A 20,346-nucleotide genomic window follows, 5' to 3' on the forward strand; every position below is an offset into this window, starting at 1 on the left:
ACACCATGTAAACCACCTGAAAATCGGTAGTTCTTATTGGAAAACTTACCACCAGCATGAAGTCGGGTCAGAATCACCTCAACACCAGGCACGCCTTCTTCGGGATGAATATCCACGGGCATACCCCGACCATCATCACTCACTTCCAATGAATTGTCTTTGTGAAGTGTTACCTGAATTTGTTTAGCATGACCGGCCACAGCCTCATCAACACTGTTATCAATGACCTCTTGGGCAAGATGGTTAGGACGAGCAGTATCTGTATACATGCCTGGTCGTTTTCGGACAGGCTCAAGCCCCGTCAAAACTTCAATGGCAGATGCATTGTATGTATTCGTCATTGTTGAGATATCTACCTAAAATTATTCCCACCGAAGGTTAGCAGGATAAAAGCCTAACAGACAACACAGATACAACATATCTGTGAAAAAAACACGATTTAAATAAAGTCAGTGTGTGATTCCTTCGTGTTAAAGGTGACAAGTTTGTAAAGTTTTGTAAATAAAAACCTGATAAGACTGCTTAACAAAATATCTGGCGTATTATTTCCACCTTAAAATTAACTAAGCTGGCAACCTGATTTAACTTAAATTGACTAAGATCATGTTTTCTTAATTAATGTTGTGGTGGAATAGTGGCGAAGAAATTATTCACTGATAGAAAATTGATTATTGAGCTTAGCATTATGTTGGTCTGCAAGCTCGTGTTACTTTTTTTTATTTGGCATTTGTTTTTTAGTAGCGCCCCCGACGACATTGACCATGACGCCGTCGCTGACGTGATTATTAATCACTCTTCAGATGGAGAAGCACCTTGATTTCTGAACACCTAGTCGATCTATCCCGTTTGCAGTTTGCCATCACGGCAATGTATCACTTCATTTTTGTCCCGCTCACCTTGGGGCTGTCTTGGATTCTGGTTATCATGGAATCTGTCTATGTTATGACCGGTAAAGAAATCTACCGAGACATGACAAAATTCTGGGGCAAACTCTTCGGTATCAACTTCGCTCTTGGTGTGACGACTGGGCTGACTATGGAATTTCAGTTTGGCACCAACTGGGCCTATTATTCGCACTATGTTGGCGATATATTCGGTGCCCCACTAGCCATTGAGGGCTTGATGGCTTTCATGCTTGAGTCCACCTTTGTAGGTATGTTCTTTCTCGGCTGGGACAGACTCAGCAAACGACAACATTTAACCACCACTTTCCTGGTCGCTCTCGGGTCTAATCTTTCTGCATTATGGATTCTGGTGGCGAATGCCTGGATGCAAAATCCGGTTGGCGCACAATTCAATTATGAAACTATGCGTATGGAACTGACCAGCTTCTCCGAAGTATTTTTTAACCCTGTGGCTCAGGTGAAGTTTATCCATACTGTGGCTGCCGGTTATGTCACTGGTGCCATGTTTGTTCTCAGCATCAGTGCTTACTACTTATTGAGAAAGCGTGACATCGGCTTTGCTCGTCGTAGTTTTGCTGTCGCAGCAGGTTTTGGGGTGGCGGCCATATGTTCAGTCATTCTGCTAGGTGATGAAAGTGGTTATGAAGTAGGTGATGTACAGAAAACAAAATTAGCCGCCATTGAAGCTGAATGGGAAACTGCAGAGCCACCTGCCGCATTTACACTGTTTGGCTTGCCGAATGACGAAACAATGGAAACCGACTATGCGGTTAAGATCCCTTATCTTCTGGGACTCATTGCGACACGCTCAGTCACTGAACCTGTTACGGGTGTTAAAGATCTGGTAGCTGAACATGAAGACCGTGTTCGTAATGGTATGCAAGCCTACGCCTTATTAAAACAATTACGCGAAGGTCCTGTCACAGAAGAAACTAAAGCCGTGTTTGATGAAGTCAAAGATGACTTGGGCTACGGACTACTGTTGAAGAAATATACTAACAACGTCACCGACGCGACAGACGAACAAATTAAAGCGGCAGCACGTGATACTGTGCCACCTGTTGCACCTATGTTCTGGGCGTTCAGAGTCATGGTCGCTTGTGGTTTTGCCATGCTGATTGTGTTCTTTTTGTCTTTCTATCACTGTGCAAAAAGACAAGAGTACAAGAAAAAATGGTTGCTTCGTCTGGCGATGTTCAGCCTACCTTTACCATGGATAGCCGCCGAGACAGGTTGGTTTGTAGCTGAATTTGGTCGACAACCCTGGACCATCAGTGGCATTTTACCAACGCATATTTCGACATCGACCTTGTCCGCCGGTGATGTATACAACAGCCTGATAGCGTTAGTTGTCTTTTACACGTTGCTGTTAATTGTTGAGCTTTACCTGATGATCCGGTTCATCAGGCAAGGACCTAGCAGTTTACACACGGGTCGTTACCACCACGAAACATCAGCAGCGAGGAGCTAATCATGGTACTGGATTACGAAACATTAAAATTAATCTGGTGGCTGCTGATGGGAATTCTCCTTATTGGCTTTGCCTTGACTGATGGCTTTGATATGGGCGTAGGAATTTTGCTACCGTTTATCGGCCATACTGATGAAGAGCGCCGTATTATGATTAATACGGTCGGTCCTCACTGGGAAGGAAACCAAGTGTGGTTAGTCACGGCAGGTGGTGCCTTATTCGCTGCATGGCCATTGGTTTATGCCATGGCGTTTTCAGGTTTTTATTTAGCGATGATGCTAACGTTGTTTGCCCTCTTTCTTCGACCTGTAGGGTTTGACTATCGAAGTAAACTGGATGACACACGCTGGCGTTCCAGCTGGGATTGGGGGTTATTTATCGGCAGCTTTGTCCCGCCACTTATCTTTGGTGTGGCATTCGGTAATTTATTACTGGGTGTACCCTTTTATTTTGACGAGATGATGCGTCCAAACTACACCGGTGGCTTCCTGCAGTTATTGAATCCCTTTGCCTTGTTAGCGGGCGTAGTCAGCTTGCTGATGATTGTTATGCATGGATCTGTCTGGTTGCAAATTCGAACATTGGATAGTCTTGAATGGCGAGCCACACAAGTTGCCAAGGCCAGTTCCGTCGCCTTATTAATTGCCTTTGCTTTAGCCGGCTTATGGGTGTCCTTTGGTATTGATGGCTATGTCGTCAGTTCTATGCCTGCGGCAAGTGCTAGCTTTACACCCGACATGAAACAAGTCACCACTCAAGCGGGAGGCTGGTTACTCAATTATCAACAGTATCCATGGATGATGCTGGCGCCCATATTGGCTTTTCTGGGCATGATTGGCGTGTATTTATTTTCTCACTTTTCACGTGCTGGCTGGGCTTTTATCAGCAGTTCCATCACACTGACGGGCATTATCCTGACCGCTGGATTTTCTATGTTCCCATTCATCATGCCATCAAGTGATGCAGTGAATCATAGCCTGACTATGTGGGATGCCACCTCGAGTTTGTTAACATTAAAGATTATGTTTTGGGTGGCGGTAGTCATGGTGCCAATTATTATTTGCTACAGCTTCTGGACCTACCGTCGTATGTGGCGAAGACTCGATGTGAATTTCATTCGTGGTAACCAACATTCAACCTATTAGGAACCTGTTATGTGGTATTTTGCCTGGATACTTGGAATTTTATTAGCTGTGGCATTAGGTATTATCAATGTCATGTGGTTAGAAAACTGCCCAATGGATACGCTGGATGACTGAATCTTGGTTAGATAAAACTATTATTCGTTTGCTTAGCCTATTAATGGCATTAGGCTTGTCTGCAGCGATATTAGTTTTTCCCAACCGTTTGTTAATGGAAAATGGTAAATCTGATCATGATTTATTAATGCTGTTGCTTGTCGGCATTTGCATTGGGTTTATTCATGGTGTGGGCTTTGCTCCAAAAAGGACTCTATGGCACTTTTTACTCAGCCCTTATCTATGCTGGCCCATAATGCTCTATGGCTACTTTCACATGGCGATCAATTAATGCGTCTGGGTCTTCTTTTCCCTCTCATTATTGCAGTGGGTTTCGGCATACCCGCCTATGCAGATAGCGATGAACAAGCGGCTTTCGAGCGTGATGCTCAGGCGGCTATCAAAGATCTATCAACGCATCTGAAAGAAGCATTAATGTCAGCGCTACAGGACGGTGGTCCTGTAGAAGCTATTTCTGTCTGTAAATTGGTCGCACCGACCATCGCTGATGAAATGTCGAAGAAATACAGTCTCGATATTCATCGAACAAGCTTGCGAGTTCGCAACCTTGAGAATGAAGCTGACAGCTGGGAAACAGGTGTTCTACAGAACTTTGAAACGCGCCTAAAAACGGGAGAAGCTATTCAATCTCTGACCTTCATAGAAAAAGTCGACTCTGATTTGGGCTATGACTGGCGTTATATGAAAGCGATCCCAACGGATAAAGTCTGTCTGTCATGTCATGGCAGCAAGATAGCGTTACCTGTTAGCAAGATAATAGACAAGAACTATCCTAATGACATGGCTACCGGCTATAAGATGGGTGATATTCGGGGCGCATTTTCAGTCAAACGTCGTTACTCAAAAATCAACGCAAACTAAGGTATTCGGTACGCCCTTGTTGCTTGATAAGTAGCTTATTCTCTTTAGCTAACCAGCCTACAGCTCGCTGAAACAGCTTTGCCTCAAGCTTGGTCTCTTTGCATATACGTGAAGCTGAGGTCTCACCCTGCGCGTTTAAGAACGTCCATACAACACCTGCCGCTTCACCAATTTCATCATTCATCATCGCTGTAAACTCCGTTTCCTGACTGAATTAATTTGCTTGCTAGTGATTAGGTTCTGACTGCTAGCCAAGATGATGCTTCAGCTTGCACTAATACCATCAATGGCACTAGCGATTCTCTTCATTGCCTGCTGGACAATCTCGAGACGTGTTCCAATATTAAGACGCATAAACCCTGCCCCATTATCACCAAAGACATAACCTGGATTCATACCTACGCCGGCCTGCTCGATAAAGAAACGTTTGAGTGTCTCATTATCCATTCCTAAAGCACGGCAATCGAGCCACAATAAATACGTGCCTTCCGACTCAATCAGCTTGAGCTGAGGACAACGAGTTTGAAGAAAATCTTCTACCCACTTCTTATTTTTGTAAATATAAATATTCAGCTGGTCTAACCAGTCTTCACCATGACGATAAGCCGCTTCAAACGCGGTGATGCTGAAAGGGTTAGAAGGGCTAATATGCCACTGTTCAAACACCGCTTTAATCGCTCTGCGCTGTTGCTTATCACTGACAATCAGTGACGATAAGCCCATACCGGCAATATTGAATGTTTTACTGGGTGCTAATGTAGTGATGACATTATTGGCCTGAGTCAGCGTTGCCAATGCAATATGCTGTTGTTCAGGAAAAATCAGATCAGCATGAATTTCATCAGAGATAATAGTCATCTGATAACGCTCAGCCAGCTCAAGTAACTGTGCTAATTCTTCCTGTGTCCAAACCCGACCAACTGGATTGTGAGGGGAACAAAAAAGTAATGTTTTAGCACCTTGCTGTGCACACTGTTCAAGATGCTCAAAATCAATATAGTAGCGATTATTGTCGAGATAAAGCGGATTTAACACTAACTCCCTGCCACTTTTCTCAACCGATGAAAAAAACGGAAAGTAAACGGGAGGCTGAACAATGACTTTGTCACCAGGCTCTGTGATCGCTTCAATAACGGCATTGATTGAAGGGACAACGCCAGGACACATTATGATCTCGCTTTGCTTTATCTGCCATTGATAACGCTTGGCACTCCAGTCAATCAAAGCGTCATACATGGAGTCAGGATGCAAGGTGTATCCATAGACTGGATGCTTAGCACGTTCAACGAGCGCCTTTGTCACAGCTTCTGGAGCAGCAAAGTCCATATCCGCCACCCACATCGGAATCACATCGCTCCGGCCGAAATAAGCTGCTCTGGCATCAAATTTCAGACTATGACTAAAACTTCGATCTATCTTCTGATCAAAATCTATCGTCATTATTTACGTTTCCAGACCGTCACTTCAGATAAGGTATGTTGGAATTTTCGGCTCGTTTCACGAATAACAAAAGGGATTGCTTCCGGCCCACGAACAAGCTCGAAATGGGGTTCTAAAATCACCTTTAAACCATCCAGCGTGGTAAAGCTTTCGCCATCTTTCTTGAAACCGCCCAACCAATGTGCTTTTTCCGTGTGTTCTTCCAGCCAGGTATAAGGCGAAGCCAGTACCAGCAAGCCATTCTGATTCAACCGTTCATGTACTGTCGCTAAAAATTGTGCCGGTTTGTAGAGTCGATCAATCAGGTTAGCAGCTAATATCAGGTCATACTCTCTGAATATGGGCTTCAGGTTACAGGCATCACCCTGTAAAAATTCGACCTTAGCAGCTGTGTCTTCTAATCCAAGTTGGTCGAGGCGTCGCTCATTGTAGTGAACTAACTCACCTTCATCAGTGATGGTGTATCGCACCACACCTTGCTCAGCCATTTGGGTGCCGAGATTAATAAGACGTGCTGAAAAGTCAATGCCGGTCACTTGTTTGAAATGTTTGGCTAACTCAAAACTCGCTCGACCCACTGAACATCCCAAATCCAGCGCCTTTTTCATTTCTTTGCCCGCCATCATTTCAATAGCAAGCTCAGCCAGTGCTTTAGGGAAATTCGCTACATTAAGGTATTCATCACCATAATGGAATTCTGCATACTGTGACAGCATCGTATCTGTTTCGTAGTTAGAACTGTATTCTTCCAGCTCAGCCTCGGACACGACATAACGGAATCCGGCATGCTGGAAAAAATGTTTACGAAAAGCATAGCGAGATGCTTTGCGGCTTTCGTTACCGGAGGAAATCCACGATCCACCTTTAATCAGGTTGTGGCGACCGTCAAAAGTCGGTGTCGTAAAGTCATCGTAGATAGGATGTACTTTAAACTCATCGAATGGATAAATGGGTGTTTCAGTCCATTGCCACACATTACCAATGACATCATACCAATCACCGTGTTTAAAGAAATTCACCGGACAAGATGAAGCCGCATAGTCCAGATGAATATTTGCCGGTGCGAGATCGCTGGTTAATTCTTGCAGTCCAGCCTCATCATAGAGTCGATACCATTCATCTTCGGTTGGAAGACGCACGGATTGGCCCGTTAGCTTTGCTTTCCAATTACAAAACGCTTTTGCTTCGTGATAATTAACATCAACTGGCCAGTCCCATGGCATATCAATGACCTCAGTCATCAAACGACACTGCCAGCCTTGCTTGGTTTCAAGCCAAAAAGTGGGATGCTGTGCCTGGGTAAACTGACGCCATTGCAGACCGTCCTCAGACCAGTATTCATCGGTGTTATAGCCACCGGCTTCGACGAACTCAAGAAACTCCTGATTACTGACTAAAAACTTAGCAGCCTGAAAGGTCTCAATTTCTGCCTCGTGTGTGCCATATTCATTATCCCAGCCGTATATGGAATCTGAATAAGGTTTACCCAAACTCACTTTTCCAGCAGGCACATCGACCAGGCTATTCTCAGGTGCTTGGTTTGTTTCTTTGAATGGTTGCCAGGCAGAATGGGGTTTTACCCATTCCAGTCGTTGCTGACGAATAAGAACTGAAGAGGTTTCAAGATGGATCTGCTCATGCTCAATCCCCATCATGATAGACCACCATGGATTGTCCCAATCAATAGGTAATTTGAGTGGCGCCTGACGAATCACCTTGTTAACCATCGCCTGTACTTTCTTGCGGTATGCTTTAACCTCTTCAACCGCTGGCCAGTCATAATGATCATCGTTGAGATCATCCCAACTCATTTCATCCACGCCCACCGCAAACATCGATTCAAATTTAGGATCAATGCGTTTATCAATCAGCCCTGCTAACAGCATTTTATTAACGAAAAAAGTCGCCGTGTGACCAAAATAAAAAATCAATGGGTGACGAAGAGGAATCGACTTCTGAAAGTAGGCTTGATCATCGCTTAAGGTAGCAAATAAAGATTCGTAACGTTCGAAAGTGAAATTAAAGTAATCAGCAATTTCTTGACGTTTCTCTGCTGGGTTACCTTCGTCTAGTACTGGCGTTCTTAAATAAGAACTTTCCATCGAAGCATATTTTTTCAATGCGCTTTCAGCAGTCATATTGCTACCTCATCTCTGTATTTTTATTGTGTCGTTATGACTAATGAACTGTGAATTTGTTGCGAAAATAAGTCACACACTTTAGATTTGTTTAGCTAACCATGCTGTTTTTGCTGACAACTCCAGTGAACATGTCCATTTATAGGCCAAATTTATCGTTTCGGCACAGGCATAGACACCATGGCCACTGACTACTGTCACCTTATACTTTTTTAAAGTCTGCGCAACAGCAGCGGGTGCCTTTTCAACATATTCAGCATAATTGATATGAATAATCGGGACCACTGGAAAGTAGTATTGCCCTTCAAAATCGATGGGTGTAAAACCATCACCAGTTAATGTCATGGCGACGGTATGAGGTCCATGGCTATGAAATACTGCCCGGGTTTTGTCGTTTTGTTGATAAACAGCAATATGCAGAGACGCATCCAGAGAAGCGCCTTCCCCGCAGTGGCCATCAAGATGACAACGAACCAAATCATCAGGGCTGAGTGTATCGGCACAACAACCTGTTGGCGTCACCCAGACATCATTATGCCAGCGAAAAGAAGCATTACCACTGTGGGAGTCATTGCATCCGTATTGACGCAACCATTTGTAATGTTGAACCAGTGCCTGTTTTTGCTCATGCAGATCAGGCAGCCGGCTCATCTTTCTTCTCTAACAGACTCTTAATATGTTGCAACCACTGCCCAGCTTGTTTTTTCTGTGCATCAAAAGCCGCGGCTTTTATAAACTGATCCTTTGCCTGCTCTAAATTGTCCAGGTGGTAATAAGCCGTTCCTAACATCAGGTGGGTTTGCCCCAGTTTATTGCCTTTTAATTTATTTATGGTACTGGATAACGTATCTACTACCTTACCCCACTGCTCAGTCCTGATATAGATTTGGCTCAGTTTTAAGTGGCTTTCACCCGTGTTATCCATGGTAATCATGACGTTTAATGTCTCTGCTGCACGCTGATTTTCCCGTGCGGCTAACCAACTGTCAGCTAACTTATTCAGATTGTCATAATTACGTGGGATGACTTTTTGTTGCATACCTTGTTCAAGTAGTTGGCCAGCTTTGAATGGCACGGCCAGATAACGGTACATATCTGACAAGTTGACCAGGGTTTTAGGTTCTGTCAGGTCAAGACGTTTAGCCAGCATTTTTACAGCAAGAGAGGTGAACTCTTTATTCTGTTGCATGTATAAAGCAGACAATTGCTCCCAATACACTTTTTTATCCGGATATCGGGTAATCAATACCTCAAGCACATTAATGGCAGACTTATAGTGTTTCAGTGACAAGTACGAGGATAACAATAAGCGGTACCAGTCCTCTTTGGGAGTTTTATCGTTTTTGATGGCGATGTTGATTCTATCCGCTGCTTTTGAAAAGTTTTCTATTTGATAATAGGCACTGGCCAAAAGCACATAGACTGTGTTGTCAGGTTTTTTTTCTGCAGACAGCCATTCTTCCATCAGCGGAATACCTTTTTTATACTGGCCATCCGCAATTAGTAGCTGCGCCAGATTATAACGTAGCGTGTGCGTTACATCCTTTGGCAAGGCATCCAAGTCCAACGCGCGCTGAAATGTATCCGTCGCTTTTTTATACTGTTCAAGGGAGGAGTATAAAAAACCCAATGTTTGCAGAACAACGGCTTGCTCATAGCTGCCTTTTTCCACCTTATCGAGCAAGTTATTCAGCTGCTGTTGAGCTTGAGGATAGCTTTCTTTCTCCATCAGCTCTTGAGCCTGATTCAGGGCTTTATATGTGTCTTCGCTAAGTAGAAACTGCTCATCTTTCGTTTCGGCAGCAGAGACAGTCCCTATCCCTAGGACAAACAGCACAATCAATATGGTTAGTAATGGCTTACTCATCGTGACAATTTAAACTCTATTTCCTGAGTGGCCTGACGTTCAACAGCTTGTCCATCCACATACTTAGGTTTGAACTTCCATTTAAGGATCGCTCTCAAAGCCGCATCATTAAACACACTAGCAGGTTCAGCTTTAATAACTTTTGGATCACGTACTCGGCCATCTTTAGTGATGATAAATGTCACCGTGACCACACCTTCAATACCCCGTCTGGAAGCCACGCGAGGATATTTAGGAGGAATACGCACCAGTGGCACCACCTCATTATCTAACATTGGCGCATTATTCGGTGCTGGTGCTGGCGCTGCTTTGGGAGCAGCGGCAAAATCGCCCAGATAAGGCCCGCCTGTAATATTCATGGGCACATCAATGGCAGGAATATCCATCTGTGGCGTAGGTGCATCAGGTTTATCTGCCTGAGTGGCGGCCGGTTCAGGTGGTGGTGGCGGCTCTTCCGGTGGTGGTGGTTTTTTGGGTACTTCTCGCTTTTTTGTTTCGGGTTGAGCTTCTTCTTTTTTCAAACGCACAAAGTCCAGAATCTGGACTTCTTCAATCTCACGTCTATCAATGCTTTTACTATTGGTCATGTGTTCCATTAAATAGAACAGACCAAAGTTCACCACTAATGCCAGAAGGATACCTACTACTAATCTCATCAAGACCGCCGTTAGTCGCGTTCAGCAGCAATAGATACATTGGCCACACCCGCCAACCGGGCCTGGTCCATCACCTCAATTAACAGACCGGTTTTGGCTTCTTCATCCGCTAAGATGATCACAGAACCTTCTGGATTTTCAGCATGCATTCGCTCAACATTAGCCCTGACAGCACGACGATCAATTTGGCGTTTATCCATCCAGATTTCGTCATTGGCACGAATCGAAATCAGAATATTTGCCCGCTCTTTTTTCACAGCTGTTTTGGCCGAAGGTCGGTTAACGTCTACTCCGGTCTCTTTGACAAAAGAGCTGGTGACAATAAAGAAGATTAATAAGATAAACACCATATCTATCAATGGTGTCATGTTTATTTCAGCGATACCGCCGCTTTGGCGTCGGGAATGTCGGTTTCTCATGTCTATCCTTTACTCTCTACGCAGGGCGTCAGCCACTTTATCGACTTCGCGTTCTGTACGTTGAGTTAACTGCGTGCTGAAATACAAACCAGATAATGCCGTCAAAAGACCGCCCATCGTCGTAATCAGGGCAACAGAAATCCCACCAGCCATGCCTCTGGCATTACCTGTACCGAAAACGGTCATGACATCAAATGTTTGAATCATTCCACCCACTGTGCCCAGTAAGCCCAGCATGGGCAAGGCGACGGTGAGTGTGCGAATTGTCATCAAATAGCGTTGCAGGGAAATACGACTTTCAGTAATCATGCCTTGACGTATTTGAACAGCAAACCAACTATTTCTGTCCTGACGCTCTTGCCACTCCTGAATTCGCTTTTTCATTTGTTTGGGATGTGTGAACACCACAAACAAATAACGCTCAATAATTAAGGTCCACATTAATACAGACGAAAACAGGATCAACCATAAAACGGTTCCCCCGCTTTCCATCAGTAATTCAATCTGAAAAAGTCCGTCAGACAGATTGGTCATGTTGTTTTTCCGCATTACGAGCAACGATAGCCGCACTTTCTTCATCAAGAATTTGCACTAATCGATTCGACTTGCCTGATAAACCACTGTGAATCAACAATAAAGGAATCGCTACAGCCAGCCCCAGCTCTGTAGTGACCAATGCCTGAGATATACCACCAGACATTAATTTAGGATCACCAGTACCAAATAATGTGATTGATTGGAATGTTTCTATCATGCCTGAAACCGTCCCCAACAAACCAAGCATAGGGGCAATCGCGGCTAGAATAGCTAGTGTAATCAAACCGCGCTCCAACTTAGGCATTTCTCTGAGAATAGCCTCATCCAGTTTTAAAGATAAGGTTTCCACATCATGTGCTAAGCGATCATTGTAAACAGACAAAATTCGTCCCAGCGGATTTTTTTCGCTGACTTCTTTTTGTTTCTGCTGTTTGGCAATGCCATGACCATCTTTGGTCAGCGTTAAAAACTGGATGAGTGCGATAATGAGGCCAATAGCACCAAGCACTAAAATGATGTAGCCAATCCAGCCACCTTGTTGAATACGTTCTTTCAGAGTGGGTGTCTGCACTAACAAGGCCATGATCGCACCACGGGTGGGATCAACAACAGTTGGCATTAACTCACCTGCTTGTGTCTCTTCAAACTCAGATACGACGTTTCTGAAGCGATCCACAGGTTGCCTTGCCAGCTCAACTAAATTGCCGGTCTCAGACAGGTATCTTAGGAAAGTCCCATCAGAAAAAGCCGTAAAGACACCAATGCGAGTGACGTCTTTATCTTCAACATCACCGGTGGTTGTAATAACGGGGGTGGTAAATTTTTCGACTTTGCCCGAAGCCGTCATTTCTTCTTGCAGTGTTAACCACAACTGGCGTAGCTCTTCTATCGTCGGTTGTTGTTTGCTTTCACTCAAGTTATTGAGAAAGTCTACCCTTTCAGGATGTTGAACGTTGGTCATTGAACTTTCCAGGACACCACGACTGTCATTAGCAACCTGTCTGACTGTCCCAAATAATTCACCCAGTGAACCTGATTTTTCATCAAGTAAGTTCTGTTGTTCAGCTAAACGTTGTTCTTGTTCATTAAAAGTGGTGTTGAGCTGTTCGGTACGATTTTCTTGTGCGGCTAACTCTCTTTTGGCTTCCGCCAAAAGATTAGCTTGTTCACTATGTGCTTGGGCAAATTCTGCTTCACGCCGTTGATTTTGCTGCTGCTCAAGCACACGTTCCCGTTTTACCTGTTCTAATAACTGATCCAGGTTAGCAGGTTTATCAGCCGCAAAGGCGGGTAGACAAATGCTGAGTAGTAAAAGAGAAATTAGCTGTTTCATTGTTTCTCTCCTACTGCTTTGACAGGTAATACCATCAGGTCTGGTGGCGACTGCTTTCTCGCCACTTTCAAGCCATCATTAATGGCCTTGATATAATCGTCAGATAAAGTAATCCATTGTTTATCCTCTTTGTCCCACATACCTGCTTCTTTTCCATCCAGTGAGAGGTAATATAGGTTGACGCGACCAATTCTTAAAAAATCGACTGTCTTTTTCGTTTCACCTTCAAGCAGATCAGCTTGGTAGGCTTCAATAGTGCGGCCATATTCCGTTTCAACCTGGTAGGCTTCCATGATGCGGCGATATTTTTCTGCCAAGGATACATCTGCGCGTCCCATCATGGCATTAAGAGCCGCTAAACGTGTTTGCCGTTCCTGCTGTAGAAAAGGGATATCAAGCTCGACGAATTGAGTCAGCACATCTACCATTTTCAGCATTAGCGGGACAATATCATGCTGAGTTGTTTCAATATTATCGAGCTGCTCAGAAATTGAAGCCATTTCTTGTTGTTGAGAGTCAACGAGGGACTCGAGCTGATCATTGTAGGATTTGAGGCTTTGAGTTTGTCGTAATACATCACGATACTCTGCCAACATATCCGTGGTTTCATCAGACAAATTATCAATCTTTTCTTGAGACTTTTGTGCCGCGATATCGGTATTGACCTGAGTATCAATCGCCTCATCTAAGGCGCCAGCATTGGCCAGAAAAGGCAATGCTATAAGAATACTCAACTGCCAACCACATTTGATGGTTTGCTTGAGGTGCATAAATTCCAAATCCCTTATTTGCCGCTTAACGGCAGTAAACGAAAGAGGCATATTAACAAGAGAATGGAAAGTGGGGAAAGCTCTCTGTAAAATTACAGGCAAAAAAAAGCCAGATACAAATTGTATCTGGCGAAACCTTCATAGAAGGAGAGAGAAATATAAGACTATAGAAGCTGAAATTTCTATAAACTTGAGATACATAATACAAATCGCCCGACGTTTGCAAATGAGCGACTTATCCTAATAACTCGGGAAATTATTCCTATTCCTCTTTCCTTCAATATCAATTATTTACGATGCAATGCCATGACTTATCGCAAAGCGCATCAGCTCTGCGGTTTTACTGATATCTAGCTTACTTTTAATTTGCGTCAGGTTATTGGCAACCGTTTTATAACTAATTCCTAACACTTCAGAAATCTCAGTCATACTCTTGCCCTCACCTAACAATCGTAATATTTCCAACTCACGACGCGACAAATCACTTAGAGCACTCGTACCAGCATCTATATTCAACATGGCTAACTGTTGAGCCATATCCGGACTTAAATAAATTTTACCATCAAGTACTTTACTCACCGCTTCCACTAAGTGATCCGCGGCATTATTCTTGGTGATATATCCTCTGGCACCAGACTGCATCGCACGCGAGGCAAAGACGGGGTCTTCGTGCATACTGAACATCAACACTTTCGCATCTTCACGGTTAGCCCTGATACGTCTTAATACTTCCAGACCACCGACACCTGGTAGTGTAATATCCAGCAACACCATATCAGGCTGAGACTCCTGAAAAAGGCGGTACCCTTCTTCGCCTGTTTCAGCTTCGAGAACTGTAGCCGAGGGAATTTGTTGAATCAGTTGACGACAACCTGCTCTGACTATCGGATGATCGTCCACCACCAAAATTGTTAATGCCTGTTTCATTTTTTGTTTCACCCTTTAATGGAATCAACACTCGGACCTGTAAACCACGTCCTTCTTCCGTATCAAACGCTATACGACCACCGAGTGCTGACACCCTTTCTCGCATACCAATTAAACCAAACCCTTTCACCAAGTTAGCATCCAGACCTTTTCCGTCATCCGTCACAGCAACTTTAATTGTCTCAGCTTCCCGGCGTACTTCAACTTTTACATGACTGGCATGGGCATGACGTACGCAGTTGGTCGTACATTCCTGCACCAGACGGTAAATCGTGACCTGTAAGGTATCAGGTAAGGATTCAAATTCACCGACAAAATCCCATTCCCAGTCAATCTCTGGCTGGCGCTCACGCCAGTTATGCAACATATCTCTTAATGCTTCGGTTAGCCCCAAATCATCCAATGTCATAGGACGCAATCGACTTAGCATTTTTCTCACAAGAGATTGAATATGATTAGTGATGGTCTTGACTGACCCCACTTTCTCTTCAATCTCGATCAAATGATTTTCGCCAGCAATTCGTTCAATTTCACCTAAATCAACGCGAATCCCGAATAAACATGGCGCTAACTCATCATGTAGTTCTCTTGCCAGATCGCGCTGCTGGGATTCCTGCAAGCTGAGCATATTACCCGCAAGCGCATGGTTTTCGACCATCGTCTTTTCTAGCACGCTGGCCATATGGTTAAAACGAATCTGGATAGGATTAAGCTCTTTTACGGCAGAAGTATCAACACGAGCTGTAAAGTCACCCTGTTCAAGATGGCCTAAGGCATCAGACAATTGCGACAATGGCCGTAAGCCTTGACGCAGAGCGAGATAAATCAGACTCAAGATCAGTAATAAGAAGAATACACCCAGCCAGAATAACGTTTGAATATCCTGCCAGACCTCCGTGACTTCATCGCTGGGATCGGCTTCAACCACCAAATAACCATAGGATTTACTGCCTTTGGTAATAAGGCGTCTAAAGGCCACGGCCTCAGGCTCCATCATACGAATGAACCAGTCCGGTGCATCAGGTTTATTAAAAAAGCCGGTTTGATCTTCCTGACCAATTAGCGGTTGGCCATGCATATCTTCAAACCAGGCTCGTATATGGCGGGTATGTCTGACACTATCGACAATCAATGTCAGTCGCTCACTCAGATCATTAGAAAAACGTAATGTCGGAAGCGCATTTACCAGCAAACCTTTCGCTAATTGCGTACTGGAGGCCATTTCTTGAGCAAGCGCTAATCTGGCGTTTTGCACCATGAAATAACCGGCGGCAGCAAAGTTAATCAGCAAAATGATGCTGACTATAATCAGTAATCGTAGTTTTAAACTCATGATCATCAGTACAATAGATGAGATAAGTTTAGAATTATCGCACAGTTACAACGGAGACGATTAGGAAACAGCATGCAAAATAACCACGATTTGTTCCAAAAAGCCCAAAAACATATCCCAGGTGGCGTCAACTCGCCTGTTCGTGCATTTAAAGGTGTAGGCGGTGATCCCGTGTTTTTCCGTGAGGGAAAAGGCGCATGGCTAACAGATGCGACAGGCAAAAAGTATGTTGACTACATTGGTTCTTGGGGACCGATGATTGTCGGTCATGCACATCAGGAAGTACTTGATGCTGTCAAAGAGGCGGTAAATCATGGTTTAGGTTTCGGTGCCCCAACAGAAATCGAAACAACGATGGCTGACTTGGTATGTGAGATAGTACCTTCAATGGAATTAGTCCGTATGGTCAGCTCTGGTACTGAAGCGACAATGAGTGCTATTCGCTTAGCTCGTGGCTATACCGGCCGTGACAAAATCGTCAAGTTTGAAGGCTGTTATCACGGTCATGCTGATTCCCTACTAGTGAAAGCCGGTTCTGGTGCGTTAACTTTAGGTGTTCCTTCTTCTGCCGGCGTCCCTGCGTCATTGGCAGAACATACCCTGACTTTGCGTTATAACGATCTGGAGTCTGTCAAAGCCTGCTTTGAAGAGGCCGGTGATCAGATTGCCTGTATTATCATCGAGCCTGTTGCCGGTAATATGAATTGTATTCCACCCGTGCCTGGATTCCTTGAAGGGCTGCGCGCCATTTGCGATGAGTACGGTACTGTATTGATTTTTGACGAAGTGATGACTGGATTCCGTGTTGCCTTGGGTGGCGCGCAAGCCCATTACAATGTCACTCCAGATTTAACGACATTTGGCAAAATTATCGGTGGTGGTTTACCCGTTGGCGCCTTTGGTGGCAAACGAGAAGTCATGGAGCACATAGCTCCATTGGGACCTGTTTACCAGGCAGGAACCTTATCCGGTAATCCCATCGCCATGGCAGCGGGCCTGACCACATTAAAACTCATTCAGCAATCAGGCTTTCATGCCGCGTTAACCAGCACCACTGAAACGCTAGTCTCAGGTTTGCAGGAACTGGCTGATAAAGCCGGCATTCCAATGACAACGAATCAGGTCGGCGGTATGTTTGGCCTGTTCTTTACCGAAGATAGTGAGGTGAATTTTTACGAACAGGTCGTGGCCTGTGATCAAGAGCGTTTCAAACACTTCTTCCATTTGATGCTTGATAACGGCGTGTATCTGGCACCATCAGCATTTGAAGCAGGTTTTGTCTCTGCGGCCCATGGTCAGCAAGAAATTGAACATACCTTATCTGCAGCAAAAACCGCATTCGCCGCTTTGTAATCGGCAATCAGTGATAAAGCCATACATCGCTCACTGGTGTATGGCTTTTTACGTTAAGATGGCTTCACATCACCGGAATCAACCTAAGATATTGAATTAATTATGAATACGCTTTACTGGCATGACTATGAAACTTCTGGCACAGATCCCCGTTATGACAGACCTTTGCAGTTTGCCGGTATTCGCACCGATGAAGATCTCAATATCATTGGCGAACCGTTGATGATTTATTGCAAACCCGCCAACGATTTTTTACCTCATCCACAAGCCTCTTTAATCACCGGCATTACACCACAAAAAGCGGAAAAAGAAGGCTTGACTGAGGCCGAGTTTATGGCGCGTATACATGCTGAACTGGCAGAGCCAGGCACCTGCGGTGTGGGTTATAACAGTTTACGGTTTGATGATGAGTTCACCCGTTTTAGTTTGTTTCGTAATTTTTATGATGCTTATGCCCGTGAATGGCAGAACGGTAATTCTCGCTGGGATATTATCGACATGGTCAGGCTGACTCGGGCACTCAGACCAGAAGGCATCAACTGGCCAGATCGCGAAGACGGCAAACCCAGTTTTCGATTAGAGCATTTAACCGCAGCCAATAATATTGAACAAATTGGTGCTCATGATGCCCTAGTAGACGTTTATGCCACCATAGAAATTGCTAAGCTCATTAAAAATGCACAACCCAAATTATTTGATTATGTTTATCAGAATCGTCGCAAAACTGCGGTTGCCCCCCTACTGAACATCCGTGAGCGCACGCCTGTCATTCATGTATCTAGAATGTATCCCAGTGAGTATTGCGGCGCGGCAATGGTGGTACCTTTAGCAAAAGATCCGACCAATCCTAATGGCGTTATTGTCTACGACTGTCGCTACGATCCTACCGATTTAATAGAGCTTGATGCTGAGACCTTACAACAACGTTTATTCACCCCTTCGGCTGAGTTGGCTGTCGGCGTGGAGCGTCCTGCACTGAAAACAATACATATCAATAAATGCCCGGTGGTGGTACCGGTAGCCACGTTAAATGCTGCTGCAGCCCAGCGCTTGCATATTGATCGTGCTCAACATCAAAAACACATGGATATGCTTAATGCAGCTGGTGATTTAACAGAAAAACTCTCGCAAATATTCAGCCCTAAACCATTTGATCCCGTATCCGATCCTGATGCCAGTCTCTATAGCGGTGGTTTTTTCAGTGATAATGACAAACGCAAAATGGAGATAATTCGTTCAGCTGAACCTGATATGTTAAAGACCTTATCTATTCCGTTTGAAGATCCACGCCTGACGGAAATGTTATTTCGCTATCGTGCACGAAACTGGCCTGAGTCATTGAGCTCGGATGAGCAAGAACAATGGCTGCAGTACCGTCAACAACGTTTGGCAGATGATACAGCCAACCCTATTCTGAATTTTTCAGCGTTTTATGCCGCTCTGGCCGAGGCCAGACAACAAGATTTATCTGAAAAACAGCAAACGGTTCTCACCGACTTAGCTCATTACAGTGCGCAATTAGCCGCTGAGTTGGGTTATCAGACAACATAAAATATGACTCAGCAATACGACATCCTGCTTACCACGCTTAATGCCCGCTATATGCACTCTGCATTTGGGTTGAGGTATTTACTTGCCAACTTGGAAGAACTTGAATCAAAAACCAAAGTGATCGAGTTCACTATTCAGGAACAAACACTCAATATTGCTGAGCACCTGTTGCAGCATCAGCCTAAAATTATTGGCTTTAGTGTTTATATATGGAATATTCGTGAAATCAGTGACATTGTTACCGTCATTAAACAAATATCACCCGACACCGTTATCGTGCTTGGTGGGCCGGAAGTCGGCCATTACCCGGATGTACCAGATATCTGTGAATTAGCTGATTTTGTGATCAGTGGTCCGGGTGAAAAAAGCTTTCGTGAGCTGTGCCGCCAAATTTTAGATAAAGCACGGCCTGAAACAAAATATATTGATGGTATCGCTACTGAGTTAGCTGAATTACAACTGCCCTACCATCTCTATAATGAAGAAGATATTCGTAACCGGCTAATTTATGTCGAAGCATCACGCGGCTGTCCATTTAAGTGTGAGTTTTGTTTGTCGGCCTTAGATAAAACAGCAACCGCCTTCCCGCTGGAATCATTCCTGGCTGAAATGGATGCCTTATGGCAACGCGGCGTGCGTAACTTTAAATTCATCGATCGGACCTTTAACCTCAAGGTCTCCACCAGCATTCGCATTCTGGAGTTTTTTCTGGAGCGTATGACAGATGATTTATACCTTCACTTTGAAGTCGTGCCTGATAATCTACCTGATAAATTAAAAGAGGTATTAACGCGCTTTCCCCCACAAAGCCTACAATTTGAGATTGGTATTCAGACGTTTGATAGTGATATCCAAACACTGATCAGCCGCAAACAAAACAATGATAAGACTCGCGAAAATATCCGTTGGCTACGCGAGCATACTGGTGCTCATTTACACACCGATCTGATTTTTGGCTTGCCCAGTGACACATTAGATAATTTCGCTGACAGCTTTAATCAACTGGTCTCACTCAATCCTCATGAAATTCAACTAGGCATTCTCAAACGTTTACGGGGCGCACCACTCAACCGTCACAATGATAACTATGCCTTAAACTATAACCCGCAAGCACCCTATAATATTTTATCTACTAACACCGTCGACTTTATGACGATGCAACGGGTCAATCGCTTTGCTCGCTTTTGGGATATGATTGGCAACTCAGGTCGCTTTATTAATACGTTGCCCTTGATACTTGCTGATGAGGCCTTTGCTCGCTTTATGCTGGTGTCAGACAGACTTTTCGAGATTAGTGGCAGTACGTGGAAAATTGCACTCAAACGTCTGTTTGAATTGTTATTTGTTGTACTCACAGAAGATTTAGCGATCGATGAGTATACGGTTAAGAACCAATTAAAGCTCGATTATGCTCGCGCGGGCGTCAAGGGTGTTCCGGATTATGAGAACTTGCCTAGCATTAATAAGCCGGCCAAAGCAGGTATTGCCAATAAACGCCAGCGTTATCATGCATGAAAGGCTTACTG

Annotated in this window: 22 protein-coding genes; 9 read left to right on the forward strand and 13 right to left on the reverse strand. The window is 44.4% G+C overall.

Going from position 1 to position 20,346, the window contains the following annotated elements:
• Positions 1-341: ATP-binding protein (locus B3014_RS07805; protein WP_289286940.1), on the reverse strand; the 341-nt coding region annotated here is incomplete at its 3' end.
• 293 nt (positions 342-634) lie between these two features.
• On the opposite strand from B3014_RS07805, the gene cydP reads away from it, so the two are divergent.
• Genes cydP through B3014_RS07830 form a run of 6 tightly spaced genes read left to right on the forward strand, consistent with a single transcriptional unit; the run spans position 635 to position 4,496 of the window.
• A complete protein-coding gene (gene cydP, locus B3014_RS15085) occupies positions 635-817 on the forward strand; it encodes a cytochrome oxidase putative small subunit CydP (protein ID WP_354001267.1) in 183 nt (60 codons plus the stop codon).
• On the forward strand, positions 814-2,376 hold the full coding sequence (locus B3014_RS07810; protein WP_289243111.1) for a cytochrome ubiquinol oxidase subunit I: 1,563 nt from the start codon (positions 814-816) through the stop codon (positions 2,374-2,376). Before cydP ends, B3014_RS07810 begins: the two co-directional genes overlap by 4 nt.
• A gap of 2 nt (positions 2,377-2,378) precedes the next feature.
• Positions 2,379-3,521, forward strand: a complete 1,143-nt coding sequence (gene cydB / locus B3014_RS07815; RefSeq protein ID WP_289243110.1) for a cytochrome d ubiquinol oxidase subunit II — start codon at positions 2,379-2,381, stop codon at positions 3,519-3,521.
• A 9-nt stretch (positions 3,522-3,530) separates the two neighbouring features.
• On the forward strand, positions 3,531-3,635 hold the full coding sequence (gene cydX / locus B3014_RS07820) for a cytochrome bd-I oxidase subunit CydX (protein ID WP_286303831.1): 105 nt from the start codon (positions 3,531-3,533) through the stop codon (positions 3,633-3,635).
• Positions 3,628-3,906, forward strand: coding sequence for a cyd operon YbgE family protein (locus B3014_RS07825; RefSeq protein ID WP_286303830.1), 279 nt, complete (start codon positions 3,628-3,630; stop codon positions 3,904-3,906). The genes cydX and B3014_RS07825 overlap by 8 nt, the downstream gene beginning before the upstream one ends.
• Positions 3,906-4,496, forward strand: a complete 591-nt coding sequence (locus B3014_RS07830; RefSeq protein ID WP_289243109.1) for a Tll0287-like domain-containing protein — start codon at positions 3,906-3,908, stop codon at positions 4,494-4,496. Before B3014_RS07825 ends, B3014_RS07830 begins: the two co-directional genes overlap by 1 nt.
• Here B3014_RS07830 and B3014_RS07835 read toward each other — a convergent pair.
• From B3014_RS07835 to B3014_RS07890, 12 genes are all read right to left on the reverse strand, one after another.
• A complete protein-coding gene (locus tag B3014_RS07835; protein WP_289243108.1) occupies positions 4,483-4,683 on the reverse strand; it encodes a winged helix-turn-helix domain-containing protein in 201 nt (66 codons plus the stop codon). The two genes, B3014_RS07830 and B3014_RS07835, sit on opposite strands and share 14 nt — an antisense overlap.
• Before the next feature lie 77 nt (positions 4,684-4,760).
• The gene (locus B3014_RS07840) at positions 4,761-5,936 is read right to left on the reverse strand and encodes a pyridoxal phosphate-dependent aminotransferase (protein ID WP_289243107.1); all 1,176 of its coding nucleotides are present in this window, start codon (positions 5,934-5,936) and stop codon (positions 4,761-4,763) included.
• On the reverse strand, positions 5,936-8,074 hold the full coding sequence (gene ovoA, locus B3014_RS07845) for a 5-histidylcysteine sulfoxide synthase (RefSeq protein WP_289243106.1): 2,139 nt from the start codon (positions 8,072-8,074) through the stop codon (positions 5,936-5,938). The genes B3014_RS07840 and ovoA overlap by 1 nt, the downstream gene beginning before the upstream one ends.
• An 81-nt stretch (positions 8,075-8,155) precedes the next feature.
• The gene (locus B3014_RS07850; protein WP_289243105.1) at positions 8,156-8,725 is read right to left on the reverse strand and encodes a class II aldolase/adducin family protein; all 570 of its coding nucleotides are present in this window, start codon (positions 8,723-8,725) and stop codon (positions 8,156-8,158) included.
• Positions 8,709-9,941, reverse strand: coding sequence for a tetratricopeptide repeat protein (locus B3014_RS07855; protein ID WP_289243104.1), 1,233 nt, complete (start codon positions 9,939-9,941; stop codon positions 8,709-8,711). Before B3014_RS07855 ends, B3014_RS07850 begins: the two co-directional genes overlap by 17 nt.
• Complete coding sequence (locus B3014_RS07860; protein WP_289243103.1) at positions 9,938-10,597, reverse strand: energy transducer TonB; 660 nt, start codon at positions 10,595-10,597, stop codon at positions 9,938-9,940. The genes B3014_RS07855 and B3014_RS07860 overlap by 4 nt, the downstream gene beginning before the upstream one ends.
• Positions 10,598-10,608: 11 nt before the next feature.
• A complete protein-coding gene (locus B3014_RS07865) occupies positions 10,609-11,016 on the reverse strand; it encodes an ExbD/TolR family protein (RefSeq protein WP_286303820.1) in 408 nt (135 codons plus the stop codon).
• A 9-nt stretch (positions 11,017-11,025) separates the two neighbouring features.
• Positions 11,026-11,550 (reverse strand): MotA/TolQ/ExbB proton channel family protein, encoded by a 525-nt coding sequence (locus tag B3014_RS07870; RefSeq protein WP_286303819.1) that lies wholly within the window; start codon positions 11,548-11,550, stop codon positions 11,026-11,028.
• Positions 11,534-12,886, reverse strand: coding sequence for a MotA/TolQ/ExbB proton channel family protein (locus tag B3014_RS07875; protein ID WP_289243102.1), 1,353 nt, complete (start codon positions 12,884-12,886; stop codon positions 11,534-11,536). Before B3014_RS07875 ends, B3014_RS07870 begins: the two co-directional genes overlap by 17 nt.
• Positions 12,883-13,656, reverse strand: a complete 774-nt coding sequence (locus tag B3014_RS07880) for a DUF3450 domain-containing protein (protein ID WP_289243101.1) — start codon at positions 13,654-13,656, stop codon at positions 12,883-12,885. The genes B3014_RS07875 and B3014_RS07880 overlap by 4 nt, the downstream gene beginning before the upstream one ends.
• 291 nt (positions 13,657-13,947) lie before the next feature.
• Positions 13,948-14,583, reverse strand: a complete 636-nt coding sequence (locus B3014_RS07885) for a response regulator (RefSeq protein WP_286303816.1) — start codon at positions 14,581-14,583, stop codon at positions 13,948-13,950.
• Positions 14,477-15,916: a LapD/MoxY N-terminal periplasmic domain-containing protein gene (locus B3014_RS07890; protein ID WP_289243100.1), complete on the reverse strand. Its 1,440-nt coding sequence runs from the start codon at positions 15,914-15,916 to the stop codon at positions 14,477-14,479. Before B3014_RS07890 ends, B3014_RS07885 begins: the two co-directional genes overlap by 107 nt.
• A gap of 72 nt (positions 15,917-15,988) precedes the next feature.
• Here B3014_RS07890 and hemL point away from each other — a divergent pair, with 72 nt between their 5' ends.
• The 3 genes from hemL (at position 15,989) to B3014_RS07905 (ending at position 20,335) form a co-directional block, all read left to right on the forward strand.
• Positions 15,989-17,269 carry a glutamate-1-semialdehyde 2,1-aminomutase gene (hemL, locus tag B3014_RS07895; RefSeq protein ID WP_289243099.1) on the forward strand — a complete coding sequence of 427 codons (1,281 nt, stop codon included), beginning with the start codon at positions 15,989-15,991 and terminating at the stop codon, positions 17,267-17,269.
• A 102-nt stretch (positions 17,270-17,371) separates the two neighbouring features.
• On the forward strand, positions 17,372-18,820 hold the full coding sequence (gene sbcB / locus B3014_RS07900) for an exodeoxyribonuclease I (protein WP_289243098.1): 1,449 nt from the start codon (positions 17,372-17,374) through the stop codon (positions 18,818-18,820).
• A 3-nt stretch (positions 18,821-18,823) separates the two neighbouring features.
• Positions 18,824-20,335, forward strand: a complete 1,512-nt coding sequence (locus tag B3014_RS07905) for a B12-binding domain-containing radical SAM protein (protein ID WP_289243097.1) — start codon at positions 18,824-18,826, stop codon at positions 20,333-20,335.
• The last annotated feature ends 11 nt before the right edge of the window (positions 20,336-20,346 follow it).

Origin of the sequence: Methylophaga sp. UBA678 (genome assembly GCF_002299105.1) — a bacterium.
GTDB classification, from domain to species: Bacteria; Pseudomonadota; Gammaproteobacteria; order Nitrosococcales; family Methylophagaceae; genus Methylophaga; species Methylophaga marina.